The sequence below is a fragment of the Candidatus Izimaplasma bacterium HR1 genome (assembly GCA_000755705.1).
Classification (GTDB): Bacteria; Bacillota_I; Bacilli_A; order Izemoplasmatales; family Izemoplasmataceae; genus Xianfuyuplasma.
The window spans coordinates 244,546-261,711 of sequence record CP009415.1 but is presented as its reverse complement, the minus strand read 5'-3'; the positions used below and the strand labels follow the sequence as shown (position 1 = coordinate 261,711).

At 32.0% G+C, this 17,166-nt stretch carries 14 protein-coding genes and 2 riboswitches; of the genes, 13 read left to right on the top strand and 1 reads right to left on the bottom strand.

What is annotated here, in order from left to right; genetic code table 11:
* Positions 1–2 precede the first annotated feature (2 nt).
* A riboswitch (purine riboswitch) is annotated at positions 3–102 on the top strand.
* A 71-nt stretch (positions 103–173) separates the two neighbouring features.
* The 12 genes from guaB to KQ51_RS09705 all read left to right on the top strand — a co-directional run bounded on the left by guaB (position 174) and on the right by KQ51_RS09705 (position 15,943).
* Positions 174–1,646 (top strand): IMP dehydrogenase, encoded by a 1,473-nt coding sequence (gene guaB / locus KQ51_RS01395; RefSeq protein ID WP_038468040.1) that lies wholly within the window; start codon positions 174–176, stop codon positions 1,644–1,646.
* A riboswitch (purine riboswitch) is annotated at positions 1,633–1,732 on the top strand. Its footprint overlaps the gene before it by 14 nt.
* Before the next feature lie 56 nt (positions 1,733–1,788).
* On the top strand, positions 1,789–2,268 hold the full coding sequence (gene purE, locus KQ51_RS01390; protein WP_232958011.1) for a 5-(carboxyamino)imidazole ribonucleotide mutase: 480 nt from the start codon (positions 1,789–1,791) through the stop codon (positions 2,266–2,268).
* Positions 2,268–3,320, top strand: coding sequence for a 5-(carboxyamino)imidazole ribonucleotide synthase (locus KQ51_RS01385; RefSeq protein ID WP_038468035.1), 1,053 nt, complete (start codon positions 2,268–2,270; stop codon positions 3,318–3,320). Before purE ends, KQ51_RS01385 begins: the two co-directional genes overlap by 1 nt.
* 2 nt (positions 3,321–3,322) lie before the next feature.
* On the top strand, positions 3,323–7,030 hold the full coding sequence (locus tag KQ51_RS01380; RefSeq protein WP_038468032.1) for a phosphoribosylformylglycinamidine synthase: 3,708 nt from the start codon (positions 3,323–3,325) through the stop codon (positions 7,028–7,030).
* The gene (gene purC / locus KQ51_RS01375) at positions 7,030–7,728 is read left to right on the top strand and encodes a phosphoribosylaminoimidazolesuccinocarboxamide synthase (protein WP_038468030.1); all 699 of its coding nucleotides are present in this window, start codon (positions 7,030–7,032) and stop codon (positions 7,726–7,728) included. The genes KQ51_RS01380 and purC overlap by 1 nt, the downstream gene beginning before the upstream one ends.
* A gap of 46 nt (positions 7,729–7,774) precedes the next feature.
* Positions 7,775–9,157, top strand: a complete 1,383-nt coding sequence (purF, locus tag KQ51_RS01370; protein WP_038471498.1) for an amidophosphoribosyltransferase — start codon at positions 7,775–7,777, stop codon at positions 9,155–9,157.
* Positions 9,158–9,163: 6 nt separating this feature from the next.
* A complete protein-coding gene (gene purM / locus KQ51_RS01365; protein WP_096334933.1) occupies positions 9,164–10,192 on the top strand; it encodes a phosphoribosylformylglycinamidine cyclo-ligase in 1,029 nt (342 codons plus the stop codon).
* The gene (gene purN, locus KQ51_RS01360; RefSeq protein ID WP_038468024.1) at positions 10,192–10,764 is read left to right on the top strand and encodes a phosphoribosylglycinamide formyltransferase; all 573 of its coding nucleotides are present in this window, start codon (positions 10,192–10,194) and stop codon (positions 10,762–10,764) included. The genes purM and purN overlap by 1 nt, the downstream gene beginning before the upstream one ends.
* Complete coding sequence (gene purH / locus KQ51_RS01355; protein ID WP_038468021.1) at positions 10,761–12,296, top strand: bifunctional phosphoribosylaminoimidazolecarboxamide formyltransferase/IMP cyclohydrolase; 1,536 nt, start codon at positions 10,761–10,763, stop codon at positions 12,294–12,296. The genes purN and purH overlap by 4 nt, the downstream gene beginning before the upstream one ends.
* Positions 12,297–12,306: 10 nt before the next feature.
* Positions 12,307–13,548, top strand: a complete 1,242-nt coding sequence (gene purD, locus KQ51_RS01350; RefSeq protein ID WP_038468019.1) for a phosphoribosylamine--glycine ligase — start codon at positions 12,307–12,309, stop codon at positions 13,546–13,548.
* A gap of 10 nt (positions 13,549–13,558) precedes the next feature.
* Positions 13,559–15,088, top strand: coding sequence for a glutamine-hydrolyzing GMP synthase (gene guaA / locus KQ51_RS09710; RefSeq protein ID WP_038468017.1), 1,530 nt, complete (start codon positions 13,559–13,561; stop codon positions 15,086–15,088).
* Positions 15,089–15,943 carry a bifunctional 5,10-methylenetetrahydrofolate dehydrogenase/5,10-methenyltetrahydrofolate cyclohydrolase gene (locus tag KQ51_RS09705; RefSeq protein ID WP_052609008.1) on the top strand — a complete coding sequence of 285 codons (855 nt, stop codon included), beginning with the start codon at positions 15,089–15,091 and terminating at the stop codon, positions 15,941–15,943. It begins immediately after the preceding gene.
* Here the strand turns inward: KQ51_RS09705 and KQ51_RS01335 are convergent.
* Positions 15,936–16,373, bottom strand: a complete 438-nt coding sequence (locus KQ51_RS01335) for a hypothetical protein (RefSeq protein WP_038468015.1) — start codon at positions 16,371–16,373, stop codon at positions 15,936–15,938. The genes KQ51_RS09705 and KQ51_RS01335 overlap by 8 nt on opposite strands.
* 107 nt (positions 16,374–16,480) lie before the next feature.
* Between KQ51_RS01335 and surE the strand changes: the two genes are divergently transcribed.
* A complete protein-coding gene (gene surE, locus KQ51_RS09285) occupies positions 16,481–17,149 on the top strand; it encodes a 5'/3'-nucleotidase SurE (protein ID WP_052609006.1) in 669 nt (222 codons plus the stop codon).
* Positions 17,150–17,166 lie beyond the last annotated feature (17 nt).

Sequence of the window (17,166 nt, the reverse complement as noted above, 5' to 3'; positions counted from 1 at the left end):
TGTTATAATAAATCATCAAATTACGTATAACAGCTTTGATAAGGAAAGCGAGTCTCTACCCTAAACCGTAAATTTAGGACTACGTGCAAACCAAAAAAACCAAATGGGTTTCTTTTGCGCATGTCCTAGATATGCCAAGAAACCCATTTTTTATATTTTAAGGAGGAATCATTATGTCGAATCTAAATGGTAAACTAGTTCAAGAAGGATTAACATTTGATGATGTATTATTAATACCCCAATCTTCGGTAGTTTTACCAAATAAAGTTGAATTGAAAACAAATCTTACAAAGAATATTCAATTAAATATTCCTATTGTATCAGCAGCAATGGATACAGTTACTGAAGCTAGATTAGCTATTGCGCTTGCTAGACAAGGCGGATTAGGATTTATTCATAAAAATATGTCTATTGAGGAACAAGCTAAACAAGTAGATTATGTAAAAAGAAGTGAGTCGGGAATGATTTTGAATCCAATAACGCTAAATATGGATAACACTCTTAGACAAGCTGAAGATATATTGTCAAAATATAAGATATCAGGGCTTCCTGTAGTAAAAGAGGATAATGTATTAGTTGGAATCATAACAAACAGGGATTTAAAATATAGAGTATTAGATGATACACCTGTTCATCAAATTATGACGAAAGATAAGTTGGTTACTGCGCCAGTAGGAACAGATTTAGAAACTGCTAAAATGATTCTATTAGATAATAGAATTGAGAAGTTGCCAATCGTAGATGATGAATACAAATTAAAAGGATTGATCACGATAAAAGATATAGATAACGTTATTAACTATCCTAATGCTTGTAAAGATGATAAAGGACGCTTGAGATGTGGAGCCGCTGTTGGTGTAGGTCTGGAGACTGCTAACAGAGTTGATGCGTTGGTAAAAGCTGGTGTTGATATAATAACAGTAGATAGTGCACATGGCCATTCAGCTGGAGTTATTAATACAGTTAAAGATATTAGAAAGAAATATCCAGAACTTGATATAGTTGCAGGAAATGTTGTTACAAAAGAAGCTGCTCAAGCATTAGTTGAAGCTGGAGCGAATGCTATAAAAGTTGGCGTAGGTCCAGGTTCAATATGTACAACGAGAGTTGTTGCAGGAGTTGGAGTTCCACAAGTTACAGCTGTTAATGATGTTTACTCATATACAAAAGAGCTGGGCATTTGTGTAATAGCAGATGGTGGAATAAAATATAGCGGTGATATTGTTAAGGCAATTGCAGCCGGAGCAAATACTGTGATGTTAGGTTCTTTATTAGCAGGTACAAAAGAATCACCTGGAGAAGAATTAATCTTCCAGGGCAGAAGATTTAAAACATATGTAGGAATGGGTTCTCTTGCAGCAATGAAAAGAGGATCAAGTGATAGATATTTCCAAAAAGGAAATGGGGAAGCAAAAAAACTTGTCCCTGAAGGAATAGAGGGAAGAGTACCATATAAAGGAGAATTAGCAGATACTGTATATCAATTATGCGGTGGAGTAAGATCAGGTATGGGTTATTGTGGTACAAAAACAATAGCTGATCTGATTAAAAATGGACAATTTGTAAAGATTACTGGAGCAGGTTTACTTGAATCTCATCCACATGATGTCCATATTACAAAAGAAGCACCAAATTATTCAAAATAGAATTTTGCGTATAACAGCTTTAATAAGGTAAGCAAGTCTCTACCCTAGACCGTAAATCTAGGACTACGCAAAGAAAATATCATTATAAATAATGAGATTTTTCTTTGTGAAAAATCTCATTTTATATTTAATGGAGGAAATTATGAATAAAATTATGATTGTAATGGGTTCGAAAAGTGATTGGCCAGTAATGAAAGAAGCATGTTTACTATTAGAAGAACTAGATGTTCCTTATTCAAGAGATGTGGTAAGTGCACATAGAACACCAGAGCATCTATTTGATTTTGCTAAGAATGCTTCATCTGTGGGAAGAAAAGTAATAATCGCTGGAGCTGGTGGCTCGGCACATTTACCAGGAATGATTGCTTCATTAACTAGTCTTCCTGTAATAGGGGTTCCAATTAAAACTTCGAAATTAAGTGGAGTCGATTCAATGCTAAGTATTGTGCAAATGCCTCCTGGTGTTCCAGTTGGGACAATGGCGATTAATGGAGCTAAGAATGCTGCATTATATGCATTGGCAATTCTAGCAATCTCTGATGAAATAATAAAAGAAAAATTAGAAGAGTATAGGAAAAATCAAACTGACACAGTAATGTCTGATAGAAAACTGGTAATCTAATGAGAATTGGAATTATTGGTGGCGGACAATTAGGCTTAATGATGGCTGAAGCTGCAAAAAAGTATAACCATATAATTGTTGGACTTGATCCCAATGAGTGCTGTCCACTTAGTCATGTTGCGGATGAAATGATTGTTGGACAATACAATAACAAAGAACTATTTAAAGAGTTTGAAGAAAAATGTGATGTTATAACTTATGAATTTGAAAATGTTGATATGGATTTAGTGTCACAATATGAAGACAAAATACCACAAAAAAGAGCAGCACTGTTCTACTCAAGAAATAGATTAACTGAAAAAGCTTTTGCAAGAGATTTAAACATACCTACTGCAAAGTTTCTCAAATATGATAAACAGTTACTATTTTATCCTTCAATTATAAAGACAACAACGGGAGGATATGATGGAAAAGGACAGTGGAAGATATCTAAAAAAGAAGATGTTGACCAAATGTTATTTGATAGTAATATAGAGTATATTATTGAGGAGTTAGTTGAGTTTGATTATGAAATAAGTGTTGTAGCTTCAAGAGATAGCTTTGGTAATGTATCATTTATACCTATCCCTGTAAACAAACATAGAAATGGTATATTGTTTACTTCAACTGTATTTGATGATATCGATAGTTTGATAGTATCAAAAGCAAAGGAGTACACTACAAGAATTATAGAAGATTTAGATTATGTTGGTACTTTAGCTGTAGAATATTTTGTAAAAGGTAATCAAGTGATTTTTAACGAGTTTGCGCCTCGCCCACATAACTCAGGACATTACTCGATAGAGGGATGTAGTGTTTCTCAATTTGAAAATCATATACTCGCAATAACTAATCAAAAAGTGATGAAATCGCATCTAATAAATCCAACAATAATGATAAATGTATTAGGGCAAGATAATGGCTTTATTGAAGATATAAGTGATAGTTCAGTTCATTATCATGACTACAATAAAACAGAAAGAAAGAATGATAGAAAAATGGGACACATTACTATTGTATCGAGTACAATTAGCGAAGCTCAAAGTATTAAAAATAACGTCATCAAGGAGTAATTATGAATAAACGAGTTTTTATTGAAAGAAAACAAGGTTTTGATCTTGAAAGACAGGAATTATTCAAAGATTTGAAGCACAACTTTGATATTAATCTATTATCATTAAGGTTTTTTAATGTATATGATGTTTTTAATCTTGATAGTGTTGTTTTTGAGCAAACATTAAATGAAGTGTTACATGAGAAAAATCGGGATATAGTATTTTATGAACTACCAAAATCTAAAAATATTGTTTCTCTTGAATCGATACCAGGACAATTTGACCAGAGAGCTGATTCTGCAACTCAGTGTATTAAACTTTTAAGCCCTAGTTCTAATCCTATAGTTACAAGTGGGATTGTAATAACTTTTAATGAAGAGATTAGCAATGAGGGTATTGGAAAAATAAAACACTTTATGATAAATGAGGTTGAATCTAGAGTGAAAGATTTAAGTGCACTCGACATTCCTGTTTATAACAAACCTGAGAATGTAAAGGTTATGTCATTATTTATCGATAAAGACGAGAAGGAATTATTTGCCTTATATAAAGATATGTCACTTGCTATGTCTTTTGAAGATTTGAAATTTATTCAAAAGTATTTTAAAACAGAAGAAAATAGAAATCCTTTTGAAACAGAACTTAAAGTCCTTGATACTTATTGGAGTGATCATTGCCGTCACACAACATTTGAGACTGAAATAATAGAAACTAAATTTGGTACAGATAATCTAAGTAAAAAAATTGAAGCTTCATTCAATTTATATTTAGAGAATAGAAAAACGTTAGGAAGAACCAATAAGCCAATTACTTTAATGGATTTAGCAACAATCAATGCGAGAATTGAAAGAAGTAGAAATAATTTAGATGATTTGGAAATTAGTGAAGAAATTAACGCTGCAAGTATTTTTATAGATGTTGATGTTGATGGAGTAGATGAAAAATGGTTGCTCATGTTCAAAAATGAAACTCATAATCATCCTACTGAAATTGAGCCATTTGGTGGTGCATCAACTTGTATTGGTGGAGCAATTAGAGATCCTCTTAGTGGTAGAAGTTATGTATATTCTGCAATGAGAGTAACAGGAGCAGCAGATATTACTGAGAATATTAATAAAACAATTCCAGGTAAGCTTCCCCAAAGCACTATTTCAAAGGAAGCAGCACATGGGTATTCTTCTTATGGAAATCAAATAGGGCTTGCGACCACTTTCGTAGATGAAGTTTATCATAAAGGTTATAAAGCAAAGAGAATGGAAATTGGAGCTGTTATTGGAGCAGTTAAAGCCGAATACGTAAGAAGAGAAACACCTGAACCAGGTGATATTGTACTCTTACTAGGTGGACGAACTGGTAGAGATGGTATTGGTGGAGCAACAGGTTCTTCAAAAGAACATACTGTAGAATCATTAAATGTATCTAGTGCAGAAGTTCAAAAAGGTAACGCTCCAGAAGAAAGAAAAATCCAAAGACTATTCCGTAATCCCAATGTTACAAAGCTAATTAAGAAATCAAATGATTTTGGTGCTGGTGGAATTAGTGTTGCGATTGGTGAACTAGCTGATGGATTACTAATTGATTTAGACAAAGTACCTACTAAGTATAAAGGTATTAACGGTACAGAATTAGCTATAAGTGAATCACAAGAACGTATGGCTGTAGTGGTAGAAGAAAAAGATGTAGAAACATTTATGACTTTCTGTAGTACTGAAAATATTGAGGTTACAGAAGTTGCTGTTATAACTAAAGAAAAAAGACTAGTAATGAAATGGAGAGGTAAAGTCATTTGTAATATGTCTAGAGAATTTATTGATTCATCTGGAGTAAGACAAAATGTCACAATCCATGTAGATTATGATTTACCAAGCAATTTTCTTCAGAATCAGGATATTAACACAAAAGAAGAAGCTATTTCACTTCTTAAAGATAAAAATGTTTCATCAAAACAAGGCTTGGTTGAAATGTTTGACTCAACAATAGGTAGAACTACAGTGCTAGCGCCTTTTGGTGGGAAATATCGACTAACTAAAACACAAGCTAGTGTTCAAAAAATTCCTGTAAAGAATAAAACTACTAATACAGTTAGCGTTATGACATATGGTTTCAATCCTTATATATCAGAAGTAAGTCCTTACCACGGAAGTACATATGCTGTTATAGAATCAATGTCTAAGATTGTTGCCTCAGGTGGGAAACACAACAAGATTAGATTCACATTTCAAGAATACTTCGAAAGAGTAAATAAAGATCCTAAATTATGGGGAAAACCATTTAGTGCGCTACTAGGAGCTTATCAAACTTTAGCGGAATTTAACTTAGCTGCTATTGGAGGTAAAGATTCTATGAGTGGGACATATCATGATTTAACAGTGCCGCCAACATTAGTTTCTTTTGCTGTTACTACAGAAAAAGTAACTAATATCATTTCACCAGAATTTAAAGAACCAAATAATTATATTTATCTATTCGATACAATATTAGATATTAATAAGTTACCAATTGTAGAAGAGATGAAAAATAACTTCACATTCATAGAGGAAAATATTGAATCTAAGAATATTGTTAGTGCCTATGCATTAACACATGGTGGTATTTTAGAAGCGCTTGTTAAATCATCATTTGGAAACAAAATTGGTGTAAATGTTTCGACTAATCTATCATTGAAAAATTATCGATATGGAGCAATTTTAGTTGAAACTAAGCAGAAGTTAAGTAATAAGAATGCAGTTTATATAGGGGAAACCACAGCTGAAGAGCTAATTAGAATTAATGACATAAATCTTACAATTGATGAAGCTCTTCAAGCTAATCAACAGAGATATAATGAAGTATTTCCAATTCTCCATGAGGACTCAAGAACTCTTGAAAAAGTTAATATAATTTCAAAAGTTAGCAAATATAATGTTAAAAAGTCAGATTCTGTAAAAGTTGTAATTCCAGTATTCCCAGGGACAAACTGTGAATATGACTGTGAAGCAGCATTTGTTAATGAAGGTGCAGAAGTAAATATAATAGTTTTTAACAATCAAAATGAATATGAAATCCAAAAATCAATAGATCTACTAGTAAATGAAATTGACAACTCACATATTTTGATGCTAAGTGGTGGATTTAGTAGTGGAGATGAACCTGATGGATCTGGTAAATTTATTGCTAGTGTACTTAGAAATAAGAAAATAAGAAATGCTCTTAAACGTTTCTTAGAAAAGAAACATTTAATATTAGGTATCTGTAATGGATTTCAAGCTTTAATTAAATCAGGGCTGTTACCTTATGGAGAAATAAGAGTAACAGAAGATAACTCACCAACATTATTTAAGAACTCAATAAATAGACATATATCAAAATTTGTAGATACCAAAGTGTCATGTGTTAATTCACCTTGGCTATCAAGTTTTGAATTAAATGAAAATCATACTATCGCAATGTCGCATGGTGAAGGACAGTTTATTGTGAATGAGACTATCTATAATGAACTATTGAGTAATAATCAAATTGCTTTTCAATATGTAGATGAATCAAATAAGCCAACATATAATGCACAATATAACCCTAATGGTTCTTCCTTCTCAATAGAAGGAATAGTCTCAAGTGACGGTTTAATATTAGGTAAAATGGGACACTCTGAAAGGTATCAAAAAGATTTATTTAAGAATATCTACGGAAATAAAAATCAAAATATATTTAAGAATGGCGTTAACTATTTCAAATTAGGAGGAAGTAAATAATGGAAAATTTATTGTATGAGGGGAAAGCTAAGAAGGTATATAAAACCGAAAACCCAAATGAGGTTATTATTTATTACAAGGATGATGCTACAGCATTCAATGGAGTGAAAAAAGCATCAATCTCAAACAAGGGAATCTTAAACAACAAAATTACAGAAATTTTATTTACTAAATTATCAGAAAAAGGAATTCCAAATCATTTCATAAAAAGAATTGATGATCGTTCACAGTTATGTCAGAAAGTAGATATTGTTCCTCTAGAATTTATCGTTAGGAATTATATTGCTGGGAGCATGTCGAAACGATTAAGAATTAAAGAAGGAACAAAACCAGATAATACAATATTTGAAATATGCTATAAAAAAGACGAACTAGGAGATCCACTGATTAATGATCATCACGCAGTGGCACTAGAATTATGTACGTATGAAGAATTACATCGTATGTATTCATTAACTAATGAAATTAATGAAATTCTTAAAGATATCTTTGACAAAGAAGGAATTATTCTCGTAGATTTCAAAATTGAATTTGGAAAAAATAATAATGGAGAAATTCTTCTAGCAGATGAAATATCTCCCGATACTAGCCGTTTATGGGATAAGAAAACTCTAGAAAAATTAGACAAAGATAGATTTAGAAGAGACTTAGGAAGCATAGAAGAAGCATATATCGAAATATTAAATAGAATAAACTAAAGGACTGATTCTTGTGGGTGAAATAGATTATTTATATGAAGATAAAATGAATGAAGAGTGTGGAGTTTTTGGAGTAATAAATGTAAAAAATGCTTCAGAGGTAATGTACTACGGACTTCATGCTTTACAGCATAGAGGGCAAGAGGGTTGTGGAATCGTAACAACTGATCATAAAGAGTTTTATAGCTTAAAAGGAGAAGGATTGGTTTCTGACATCTTTAATGAATCAAACCTTTCTACACTTCAAGGTGATACTGCAATAGGTCATGTAAGGTATTCTACTAGTGGCGGTGGAGGAATAGAAAATGTACAACCATTTCTTTTTAGACATCACACTGGTGATTTTGGGTTGTGTCACAATGGAAATGTTGTAAACTCAAAAGAATTACGCAGATTCCTTGAGATTCAAGGAAGTATATTTCAATCAACTTCAGACACAGAAATTTTTGCTCATCTGATAAAGAAAGATACTCAAACTAATCGTAGAGAAGCCATCAAAAGTGCTCTAAATAGATTAGAAGGAGCATTTGCTTTTCTTGCATTATCAAGAGACAAGTTATATATAATGAGAGATAAGAATTCATTAAGACCTTTATCTTTAGGTAGATTAAATGGTGGTTATGTTGTATCTAGTGAAACTTGTGCTTTTGAAATTGTCGGAGCTGAGTTCATCAGAGATATTAATCCCGGTGAAATCCTAATCATCAATATTAACGGCGAAGTTACTTCGGATTCTTACGCTAAAAAAACATATCCAAATATGTGTGCAATGGAATACATATATTTCTCAAGACCAGATTCTGACATTGAAGGTATAAATGTTCATACTTCACGAAAAGAAGCTGGGAGAATCTTAGCAAGACAATCACCGGTAGATGCAGATGTTATTGTATTTGTACCAGATAGTTCAACATCAGCTGCATTAGGATTTTCTGAAGAGATGAATATTCCTTTAGAAATGGGATTAGTAAAGAATAAATATGTAGGTAGAACTTTCATTCAACCTTCTCAAGCTATGCGTGAGAAGGGTGTAAAAATGAAATTATCACCCGTTAGATCAATTGTTGAAGGGAAAAGAGTTTGCTTAATTGATGATTCAATCGTAAGAGGAACCACATCAAAAAGAATTATAGATTTATTGAGAGATTGTGGTGCTACTGAAGTTCATATGCGCATTGCATCACCACCTATTACAAATCCATGTTTTTATGGTGTTGATACATCAACTTATGAAGAGTTGATTTGTGCTAGACATACAGTTGAAGAAGTAAGAGAAATGATAAATGCAGACACATTAAGTTTTTTGAGCCCTGAAGGGGTATTGAAATCCTGTAATCGTACCAAAATGTGTTTGTCATGTTTTACTGGTAAATATCCAACATACATTTACCAAGATCTTAAAGATGCTAATAAAGATGGTAAATTCTAGGAGGAAATCATGTCAAATAAATATGAAGAATCAGGAGTAAGTTTAGAAAAGGGATATGAATCAGTTGAAAGAATTAAAAAACATATCTCAAGAACAAATAATTTTGGTTCAATGTCTAGTATCGGTAATTTTGGAGGATTATTCGATTTATCGAAGTATCAAATAAAAAAGCCTATCCTTGTTTCTGGTACTGATGGAGTAGGGACAAAATTATTAATAGCTCAAGAGGCAAATATTCATAATACAATAGGAATTGATTTAGTGGCGATGTGTGTTAATGATGTTTTAGCTGTTGGAGCACAACCATTATTCTTCTTGGATTATATCGCTGTAGGGAAGAATAATCCAGAAGTAATAGAGGAAATTGTAAAAGGTATAAGTGAAGGTTGTATTATTAGTGGTTCTGCTTTAATAGGTGGAGAAACTGCTGAAATGCCTGACATGTACCATGGTAACCATTATGATCTAGCTGGATATACTACAGGCGTGGTAGATAAGGATAACATGATTGACAAAGAAAATGTTTCAGAGGGTGATATCATAATTGGTTTACCTTCATCAGGGATCCATTCAAATGGATATTCACTTGTAAGAAAAATCTTCTTTAAGGATCATAACTACAACTTAACTCAATCTATTAAAGAGCTAGGATGCACTCTTCAAGAGGAATTACTCAAACCTACTAGAATATATGTAAAAGGTGTACTAGATGTAATAAAAAATACCGAAATTTCAAGTATTGCTCACATCACTGGTGGAGGATTTATTGAGAATATTCCTCGAGCACTACCAGATCATTTAGGTGTCAAAATTACAGAAAGCAAAATACCTAGATTACCAATCTTTGAACTTTTAGAACGACTTGGAGAAATTGAACATAGTGAGATGTATAACATCTTCAATATGGGAGTTGGAATGATACTAATTCTAAAAGAAAAGAACAAAGAAATTGCAATGGATATATTAAGTAAACATGATTATAACCCTGTAGTAATTGGGGAGGTAACATCTAAAAAAGGTGTTGAAATAATTTAATGAAAAATATCGCGGTTTTCGCTTCTGGGACAGGATCTAATTTCCTAGCCATCCATCAAGCGATACTAAATAATGAAATTAATACTAAGATTACTCTTTTAGTTTCTGATAGATCAAAATCAAAAGCATTAGAGAATGCTAAAAAAATGGGAATAAATTGTTTTGCATTTAGAGCTAAAGCTTTTGAATCAAAAGAAGCATACGAATTACAAATACTTAAAGAACTCAGAAAAAATAACGTTGAACTTATTGTTCTTGCTGGATACATGAGAATAATAGGAAAGACTATATTAGAAAAATATCCAAAAAGAATTATAAATATTCACCCCTCTTTATTACCTTCCTTTAAAGGTATAGATGCTGTTGGACAAGCCATGGAAGCACAAGTTAGTGTTACTGGTGTGACGGTTCATTATGTCGATGAAGGAATGGACACAGGGGAGATTATAGCACAAGAAGAATTAGATATTTCAAATCTACATAAAAGAGAAGAAATTGAAATTGAAATTCATAAAATAGAACATAAATTATACCCAGCAACAATAAAAAGAGTATTGGAGGATTTATCATGAAAAGAGCTTTAATAAGTGTAAGTGACAAAACAAATATCGTAGAATTTGCTAAAGAGTTGCAATCACTAGACTTTGAGATAATCTCTACAGGTGGGACAAGAAGAGTATTAGAGGAGAATGGGGTAAAAACAATCTCTATTGATGAAATCACAGGTTTCCCTGAAATATTGAATGGAAGAGTAAAAACTCTTCACCCGAAAGTACACGGTGGTCTTTTGTCTTTAAGAAATGATGAGTTACATATAAAAGAAGTTAAAGAAAACAATATAGAGTATATTGATTTGGTATGTGTTAATTTATATCCTTTCAAACAAACAATAGCAAAAGAAGGAACTACATTTGATGAAGCAATAGAACAAATTGATATTGGTGGACCTTCAATGTTAAGAAGTGCTGCAAAGAATTATCAATTTGTTACAGTAGTTACCGACATTAATGATTATGATAAAATAATTGAGGAAATGAAAGATTTAGGAGATACATCATTAGAGACTAAAAAGCATCTAAGCGCCAAAGTCTTTAGAAAGACAGCACAATATGATTCTTATATTGCTAACTACCTAACAAAAGAATTAGACATTGAGAATCCTGAATCAGTTACACTTACTTATGATTTTCACCAATCACTTAGATATGGAGAAAATCCTCATCAGAAGGCTTCTTTATACAGAAGTAGTGAAAATCCATATTCTTTATTAAATTGTGAAACATTGAACGGTAAACCATTATCTTATAACAATATTCAAGATGCAAATTCTGCAATCAATATTCTTAAAGAATTTACAAAGCCTACTGTTGTAGCATTAAAACATATGAATCCATGCGGAGTTGGTACAGCTAGCAATATTATAGAGGCTTTCCAAAAAGCCTATCTTAGTGATCCTGTTTCTATTTTCGGAGGAATCATTGCTCTAAATAAGGAAGTAACACTTGAAGTTGCTAAGGAAATGAATAAGATATTCCTTGAAATAATAATCGCACCAAGTTATGAACTAGATGCACTATTAGAATTAAAGAAAAAGAAAAATCTTCGTGTTTTAGTACTTGATACAAGTTCAGCAAATACAGATGTAAATCAAACTGTTACTGTTAACGGTGGAGTACTATTCCAAAACTTAGATAATTATATAGTAGATAAAAACGAACTTAAGAACGTCACTAATCAGGAAGTTACAGAACAAGAAATCAATGAATTGCATTTTGCATGGAAAGTAGCTAAACATGTGAAATCGAATGCTATAGTAGTTACAAAGGGGACACAAACAGTTGGTATTGGGGCAGGACAAATGAACCGTGTTGGAGCTGCAGAAATAGCATTAGAATGGGCAAAAAAATATGGACATAAGGAAGATTTATCATTAGCTAGTGATGCCTTCTTCCCATTTGATGATGTTGTTAGATTAGCTCATGAATATGGTGTTACAAAAATAATTCAACCTGGGGGAAGTATAAGGGATAAAGATTCTATTAAAGCTTGTAATGAACTAGGTATTAAAATGGTATTCACTAGTAATAGACACTTTAAACACTAAGAGGTGAATTATGAATGTTTTAGTTTTAGGTAGTGGTGGTCGTGAACATGCACTGTGCTACTCAATTAACAAATCTAAAAGATTGAGAAACTTGTATGCAATTCCTGGTAATCCAGGAATAAAAACAATTGCTGAATGTGTAGATTTAGATCCTATGGATAACGAAGCAATCAAAAACTTTGTAAATAAGAAAAATATTGATTTAATTATTCCTGGAAGTGAAGTATATTTAGAAAATGGGATTACAGATGTTTTTAAAGGAACAGATGTTAGCGTGTTTGGTCCAACTAAAAAAGCTACACAAATTGAATCTTCAAAAGAGTATGCTAAGGCCTTAATGAAGCAATATAATATTCCTACAGCTAATTATGAAGTTTTTGATGATTATGAAAACGCAAGAGACTATATCTTAAATAACAATATTCCCACAGTAATTAAGTATGATGGTCTTGCTGGTGGTAAGGGTGTAGTTGTTGCAATGAACGAGAAAGATGCGTTAGATGCACTAAAATTGATGCTACAAGATAAAAAGTATGGAGACTCTAAGGTTATTATTGAAGAGTACTTAGAAGGACCTGAGTTTTCATTAATGTGTTTTGTAAATAATAATATAGTCATCCCAATGCCGATAGCTCAGGACCATAAAAGATTACTTGATAATGATAAAGGTCCTAACACTGGGGGTATGGGAGTCTATTCATCGGTACCAATTATTTCTAAAGAAATTATAAATGAAGCTATGAATAAAATCATGATACCAACAGTAAAAGCAATGTTAGATGATGGTAATCCATTTACTGGGTTTTTGTATGGTGGGTTAATGCTTACAAATTCAGGTCCAAAAGTTATTGAGTTTAATGCTCGATTTGGAGATCCGGAAACCGAAGTGATATTACCCAAGTTAGAAACAGATATTTTAGACATAATTCGTGGAATGCTAAATGAAAAACCTGTAATGATAAGATGGTCTGATGACTATTATGTTGGAGTAGTTTTAGCGTCTAAAGGTTACCCTGGATTTTACTCTAAAGGGTATCAAATAGAAGGTTTAGATACCACGGAGGACATAGTCTTCCATATGGGAACAAAAGAGGTTAACGGCTTAATTAAGACCAATGGTGGACGTGTACTGCTTGTTACAGGTCATGCCAACACCCTTAAGAAAGCAAAAACGAATGCTTACTGCAATGTAAGTAAAATTAAGTGTGATAATTTAATATTCAGAAATGATATAGGAAAGAAATCTTTATAGAGGTAATGATATGGAAAAAATAATAGTTTTAGATTTTGGTTCACAGTATAATCAACTAATTGCTAGAAGAGTTAGAGAACTTGGAGTGTTCTCTGAAATAGTCCCTTTTAATATTGAGTTAGAAAAACTTAGTACAAAAGATATTAAAGGAATTATTCTTTCAGGAGGACCAAATAGTGTTTATGATGAATTTGCTCCACATATTACAAAAGATATATATAAGTTAGGAATACCTATCTTAGGAATATGTTATGGTATGCAAATCACACAGTATCTATTTGAAGGTAAAATCTCTCCTGCAGAAAAAAGAGAATACGGAAAAAGTACTCTTACAATTAAAAAGGATTCTCCATTAACTAAAAATCTACCTGAATCATCAACTGTTTGGATGAGCCATGGTGATCATGTTGATGAACTATCCAAAGAATTTGAGTTACTAGGAACAACTCCTTCTTGTGTTGCTATCGCAAAACACAAAGAATTAGACTTATATAATCTCCAGTTTCATCCAGAAGTTACTCATACAGAATTTGGAAAGCAGATTATTGAGAACTTTGTTGTTGATATTTGCAAAGCAAAACCTTCTTGGAACTTAGAAGATTATATTGATAATACAATTAAGGGTATTAAAGATAGAGTCGGTGATAATCAAGTAATTCTTGCATTAAGTGGTGGTGTTGATAGCAGTGTAGCTGCAATGCTTATTCATAAAGCAATTGGTGATCAACTAACTTGTGTATTTGTAGATACGGGACTTCTTCGTAAAGATGAAGGAGATAAAGTTATGGAGTTATACGCCAATAACTTCCATATTAACGTTAACAGAGCTAATGCTGGTGTTGAGTTTTTAACTAGTTTAAAAGGAGTTAAAGACCCAGAACAAAAACGTAAAATTATTGGAAATGAATTCATAAAAGTATTTGAATCATTTAAAGAAAAACACAAGGATGCTAAATTCTTAGCTCAAGGAACAATTTATCCAGATGTTATTGAATCCGTAAGTATTAATGGTCCAAGTGAAACTATTAAATCTCATCACAATGTTGGTGGATTACCTGATGAATTAGATTTTGAGTTATTAGAACCACTTCGCGAACTATTCAAAGATGAGGTAAGAAAAGTAGGACTAAAACTAGGTATTCCTAAACATATGATTATGAGACATCCTTTTCCAGGACCAGGTCTTGGAATTAGAATTTTAGGCGATGTATCAGTAGAAAAAGTTAAAATTCTTCAAGAAGCTGATGATATCTTTATTGAAGAACTTTATAATGAGAATCTATATGATTTAGTATCGCAAGCATTTGTTGTTTTACTGCCTGTTAAGACCGTTGGAGTAATGGGAGATAAAAGAACATATGAGTATGTAGCTGCTGTTAGAAGCGCTGATACTATAGATTTTATGACAGCTACTTTTAGCAGATTATCTTTTGATTTCTTAGATAAGGTAGCCTCAAGAATTATTAATGAAGTTAAAGGAATAAATCGAGTGGTATATGATATTACTTCAAAACCTCCTGGAACTATTGAGTGGGAATAAATGATTATTGATGGTAGAGAACTCTCTAGGAGTATAAGGGAAGAATTAAGAATACAGATAAAAAGTATAAAGAACGAGTATATTGAAGTACCTCATTTAGTTGTAGTACTAATTGGTGAAGATCCTGCATCAAAAAGCTATGTCAAAGCGAAAGAAAGAGCGTGTAAAGAAGTAGGAATAAGATCCACACTTATTAAACTAGAAAGCACAATATCTGAGAATGACTTACTTAAGGAACTAGAATCTTTAAACAAGGATGATAATGTTCACGGTATTTTAGTACAACTACCTTTACCAAAACATATCAGCCAAGATACAGTAATCGATTTCCTAGAAGTAAGTAAAGATGTTGATGGATTAACACCAACAAATATATCAAGGTGTCATACATTGAGATATTCGATATTACCATGTACCCCTAAAGGGATTATTACTATGTTGAAGAGCAAAAACATACCTATTGCTGGGAAGCACGCAGTTGTAATAGGAAGAAGTAACCTTGTAGGTAAACCTATAGCCCAGTTATTATTAAAGGAAAATGCTAGTGTATCAATTACACATAGACATACAGAGGATTTAGCAGCAATAACAAAACAAGCAGATATTTTAGTATCTGCCGTAGGTATAGCTAAGTTTGTTACTAAAGAAATGGTAAAAAAAGGTGCAGTATGTATAGATGTAGGATTATCTAGAGTTGATGGTAAGTTATGTGGTGATTTCGATTTTGATAATCTTCTTAATCATGTCGCATACATATCTAAAGCACCAGGTGGTGTAGGTCCAATGACAATAACATCACTTTTAGAAAATACAATAGAATGTTTCTTGAATCAAAAAAACAACATCATTATTTGATGTTGTTTTTAATATATAGATTTAGTTCGTAAATTATTCCAGCTACCTTATTTCTTTTTAACATGTTCTCTTCTTTTTTAATTCTTACTGTAGTACCTAAGCCCCCGCGCATAACACTACCGCTTTTTGCATTACTAGCATATCTGGCATTACTCTTGTCAATTTTGCTTAACAACTCTACTAATTTCCCATGAACTTTTTCAGGTTCACTTGGTATTTGTTTTCTAAGACTTAATAATTTGAAATTATACATTATGTTCATTGTTATTATAAAAAGAACTAAAACTAATCCAACAGAACAAATTATTATACCAGTTAATGTGTACTCTATGATTGAGAAGTACAAAATATAAATCACTCCAAGCATTATCAATACGGGTATAAGGTTGTTTCTTTTAGCTTTTAAAAATGCCTTGTTTATCCTCTCCATATTTACCTCCCTATTAGAAATAATTATATAATAAAACAAATATAAATACAAATCTAGACCAATATGATACAATATTTTAGTAAACTAGATATAAAGGATGTGTTTTGATGATATTTTTATTAACTAATGATGATGGGTATAATTCACCCAAATTACAATATACTAGGGAAGTACTGGAGAAATATGGTACTGTTTATACAATTGCTCCTTCAAAAGAGCAATCAGCCAAAAGTATGAGTTTAACAATTGGCGGATTCAATTTTGAAAAGGTAGATGAGTTCAATTATAAAATTGAAGGTACACCCGTAGATTGCGTTAACTTTGCATTTGGAGGGTTGAACTTAAGACCGGACATTACAATCTCAGGTACAAATGCTGGATACAATATCGGGATAGATACAAGATATTCTGGAACTGTTGGGGCTTGTTTACAAGCTCAGTATTTTGGGTCTAACACTATTGCATTATCAGCAGATAGAAGAGGAAATACAATATTGGAGAAAGAACTAGAAAAAACATTACAATATGTTCTTGAAAACAACCTATATTCTAAAGAGTATACTCTCAATATTAATTTCCCAAGAGATACATTTGGAGAATCTAAAGGTATCTATTTAACAGATTTAGACTATTTTAAATTTACTTATTCACCAGAAGTAGTTGGGAATAAATTTAAACCAAATAGATCTTTTATTGAAAATAAGGAACTTAAAGAAGGAACAGATACATGGGCATATATTGAAGGATATACTTCAATATCAAGAATTAAAGTTTAGCACTCTTATGGAGTGCT

What these genes read in the sequence shown, in the direction of transcription:
- purN (WP_038468024.1), top strand. Translation starts at nt 10,192, where the DNA reads ATGAAAAATATCGCGGTTTTCGCTTCTGGGACAGGATCTAATTTCCTA.
- guaB (WP_038468040.1), top strand. Translation starts at nt 174, where the DNA reads ATGTCGAATCTAAATGGTAAACTAGTTCAAGAAGGATTAACATTTGAT.
- purD (WP_038468019.1), top strand. Translation starts at nt 12,307, where the DNA reads ATGAATGTTTTAGTTTTAGGTAGTGGTGGTCGTGAACATGCACTGTGC.
- surE (WP_052609006.1), top strand. Translation starts at nt 16,481, where the DNA reads ATGATATTTTTATTAACTAATGATGATGGGTATAATTCACCCAAATTA.
- purE (WP_232958011.1), top strand. Translation starts at nt 1,789, where the DNA reads ATGAATAAAATTATGATTGTAATGGGTTCGAAAAGTGATTGGCCAGTA.
- guaA (WP_038468017.1), top strand. Translation starts at nt 13,559, where the DNA reads ATGGAAAAAATAATAGTTTTAGATTTTGGTTCACAGTATAATCAACTA.
- KQ51_RS01385 (WP_038468035.1), top strand. Translation starts at nt 2,268, where the DNA reads ATGAGAATTGGAATTATTGGTGGCGGACAATTAGGCTTAATGATGGCT.
- purH (WP_038468021.1), top strand. Translation starts at nt 10,761, where the DNA reads ATGAAAAGAGCTTTAATAAGTGTAAGTGACAAAACAAATATCGTAGAA.
- purC (WP_038468030.1), top strand. Translation starts at nt 7,030, where the DNA reads ATGGAAAATTTATTGTATGAGGGGAAAGCTAAGAAGGTATATAAAACC.
- KQ51_RS09705 (WP_052609008.1), top strand. Translation starts at nt 15,089, where the DNA reads ATGATTATTGATGGTAGAGAACTCTCTAGGAGTATAAGGGAAGAATTA.
- purF (WP_038471498.1), top strand. Translation starts at nt 7,775, where the DNA reads ATGAATGAAGAGTGTGGAGTTTTTGGAGTAATAAATGTAAAAAATGCT.
- KQ51_RS01380 (WP_038468032.1), top strand. Translation starts at nt 3,323, where the DNA reads ATGAATAAACGAGTTTTTATTGAAAGAAAACAAGGTTTTGATCTTGAA.
- KQ51_RS01335 (WP_038468015.1), bottom strand. Translation starts at nt 16,373, where the DNA reads ATGGAGAGGATAAACAAGGCATTTTTAAAAGCTAAAAGAAACAACCTT.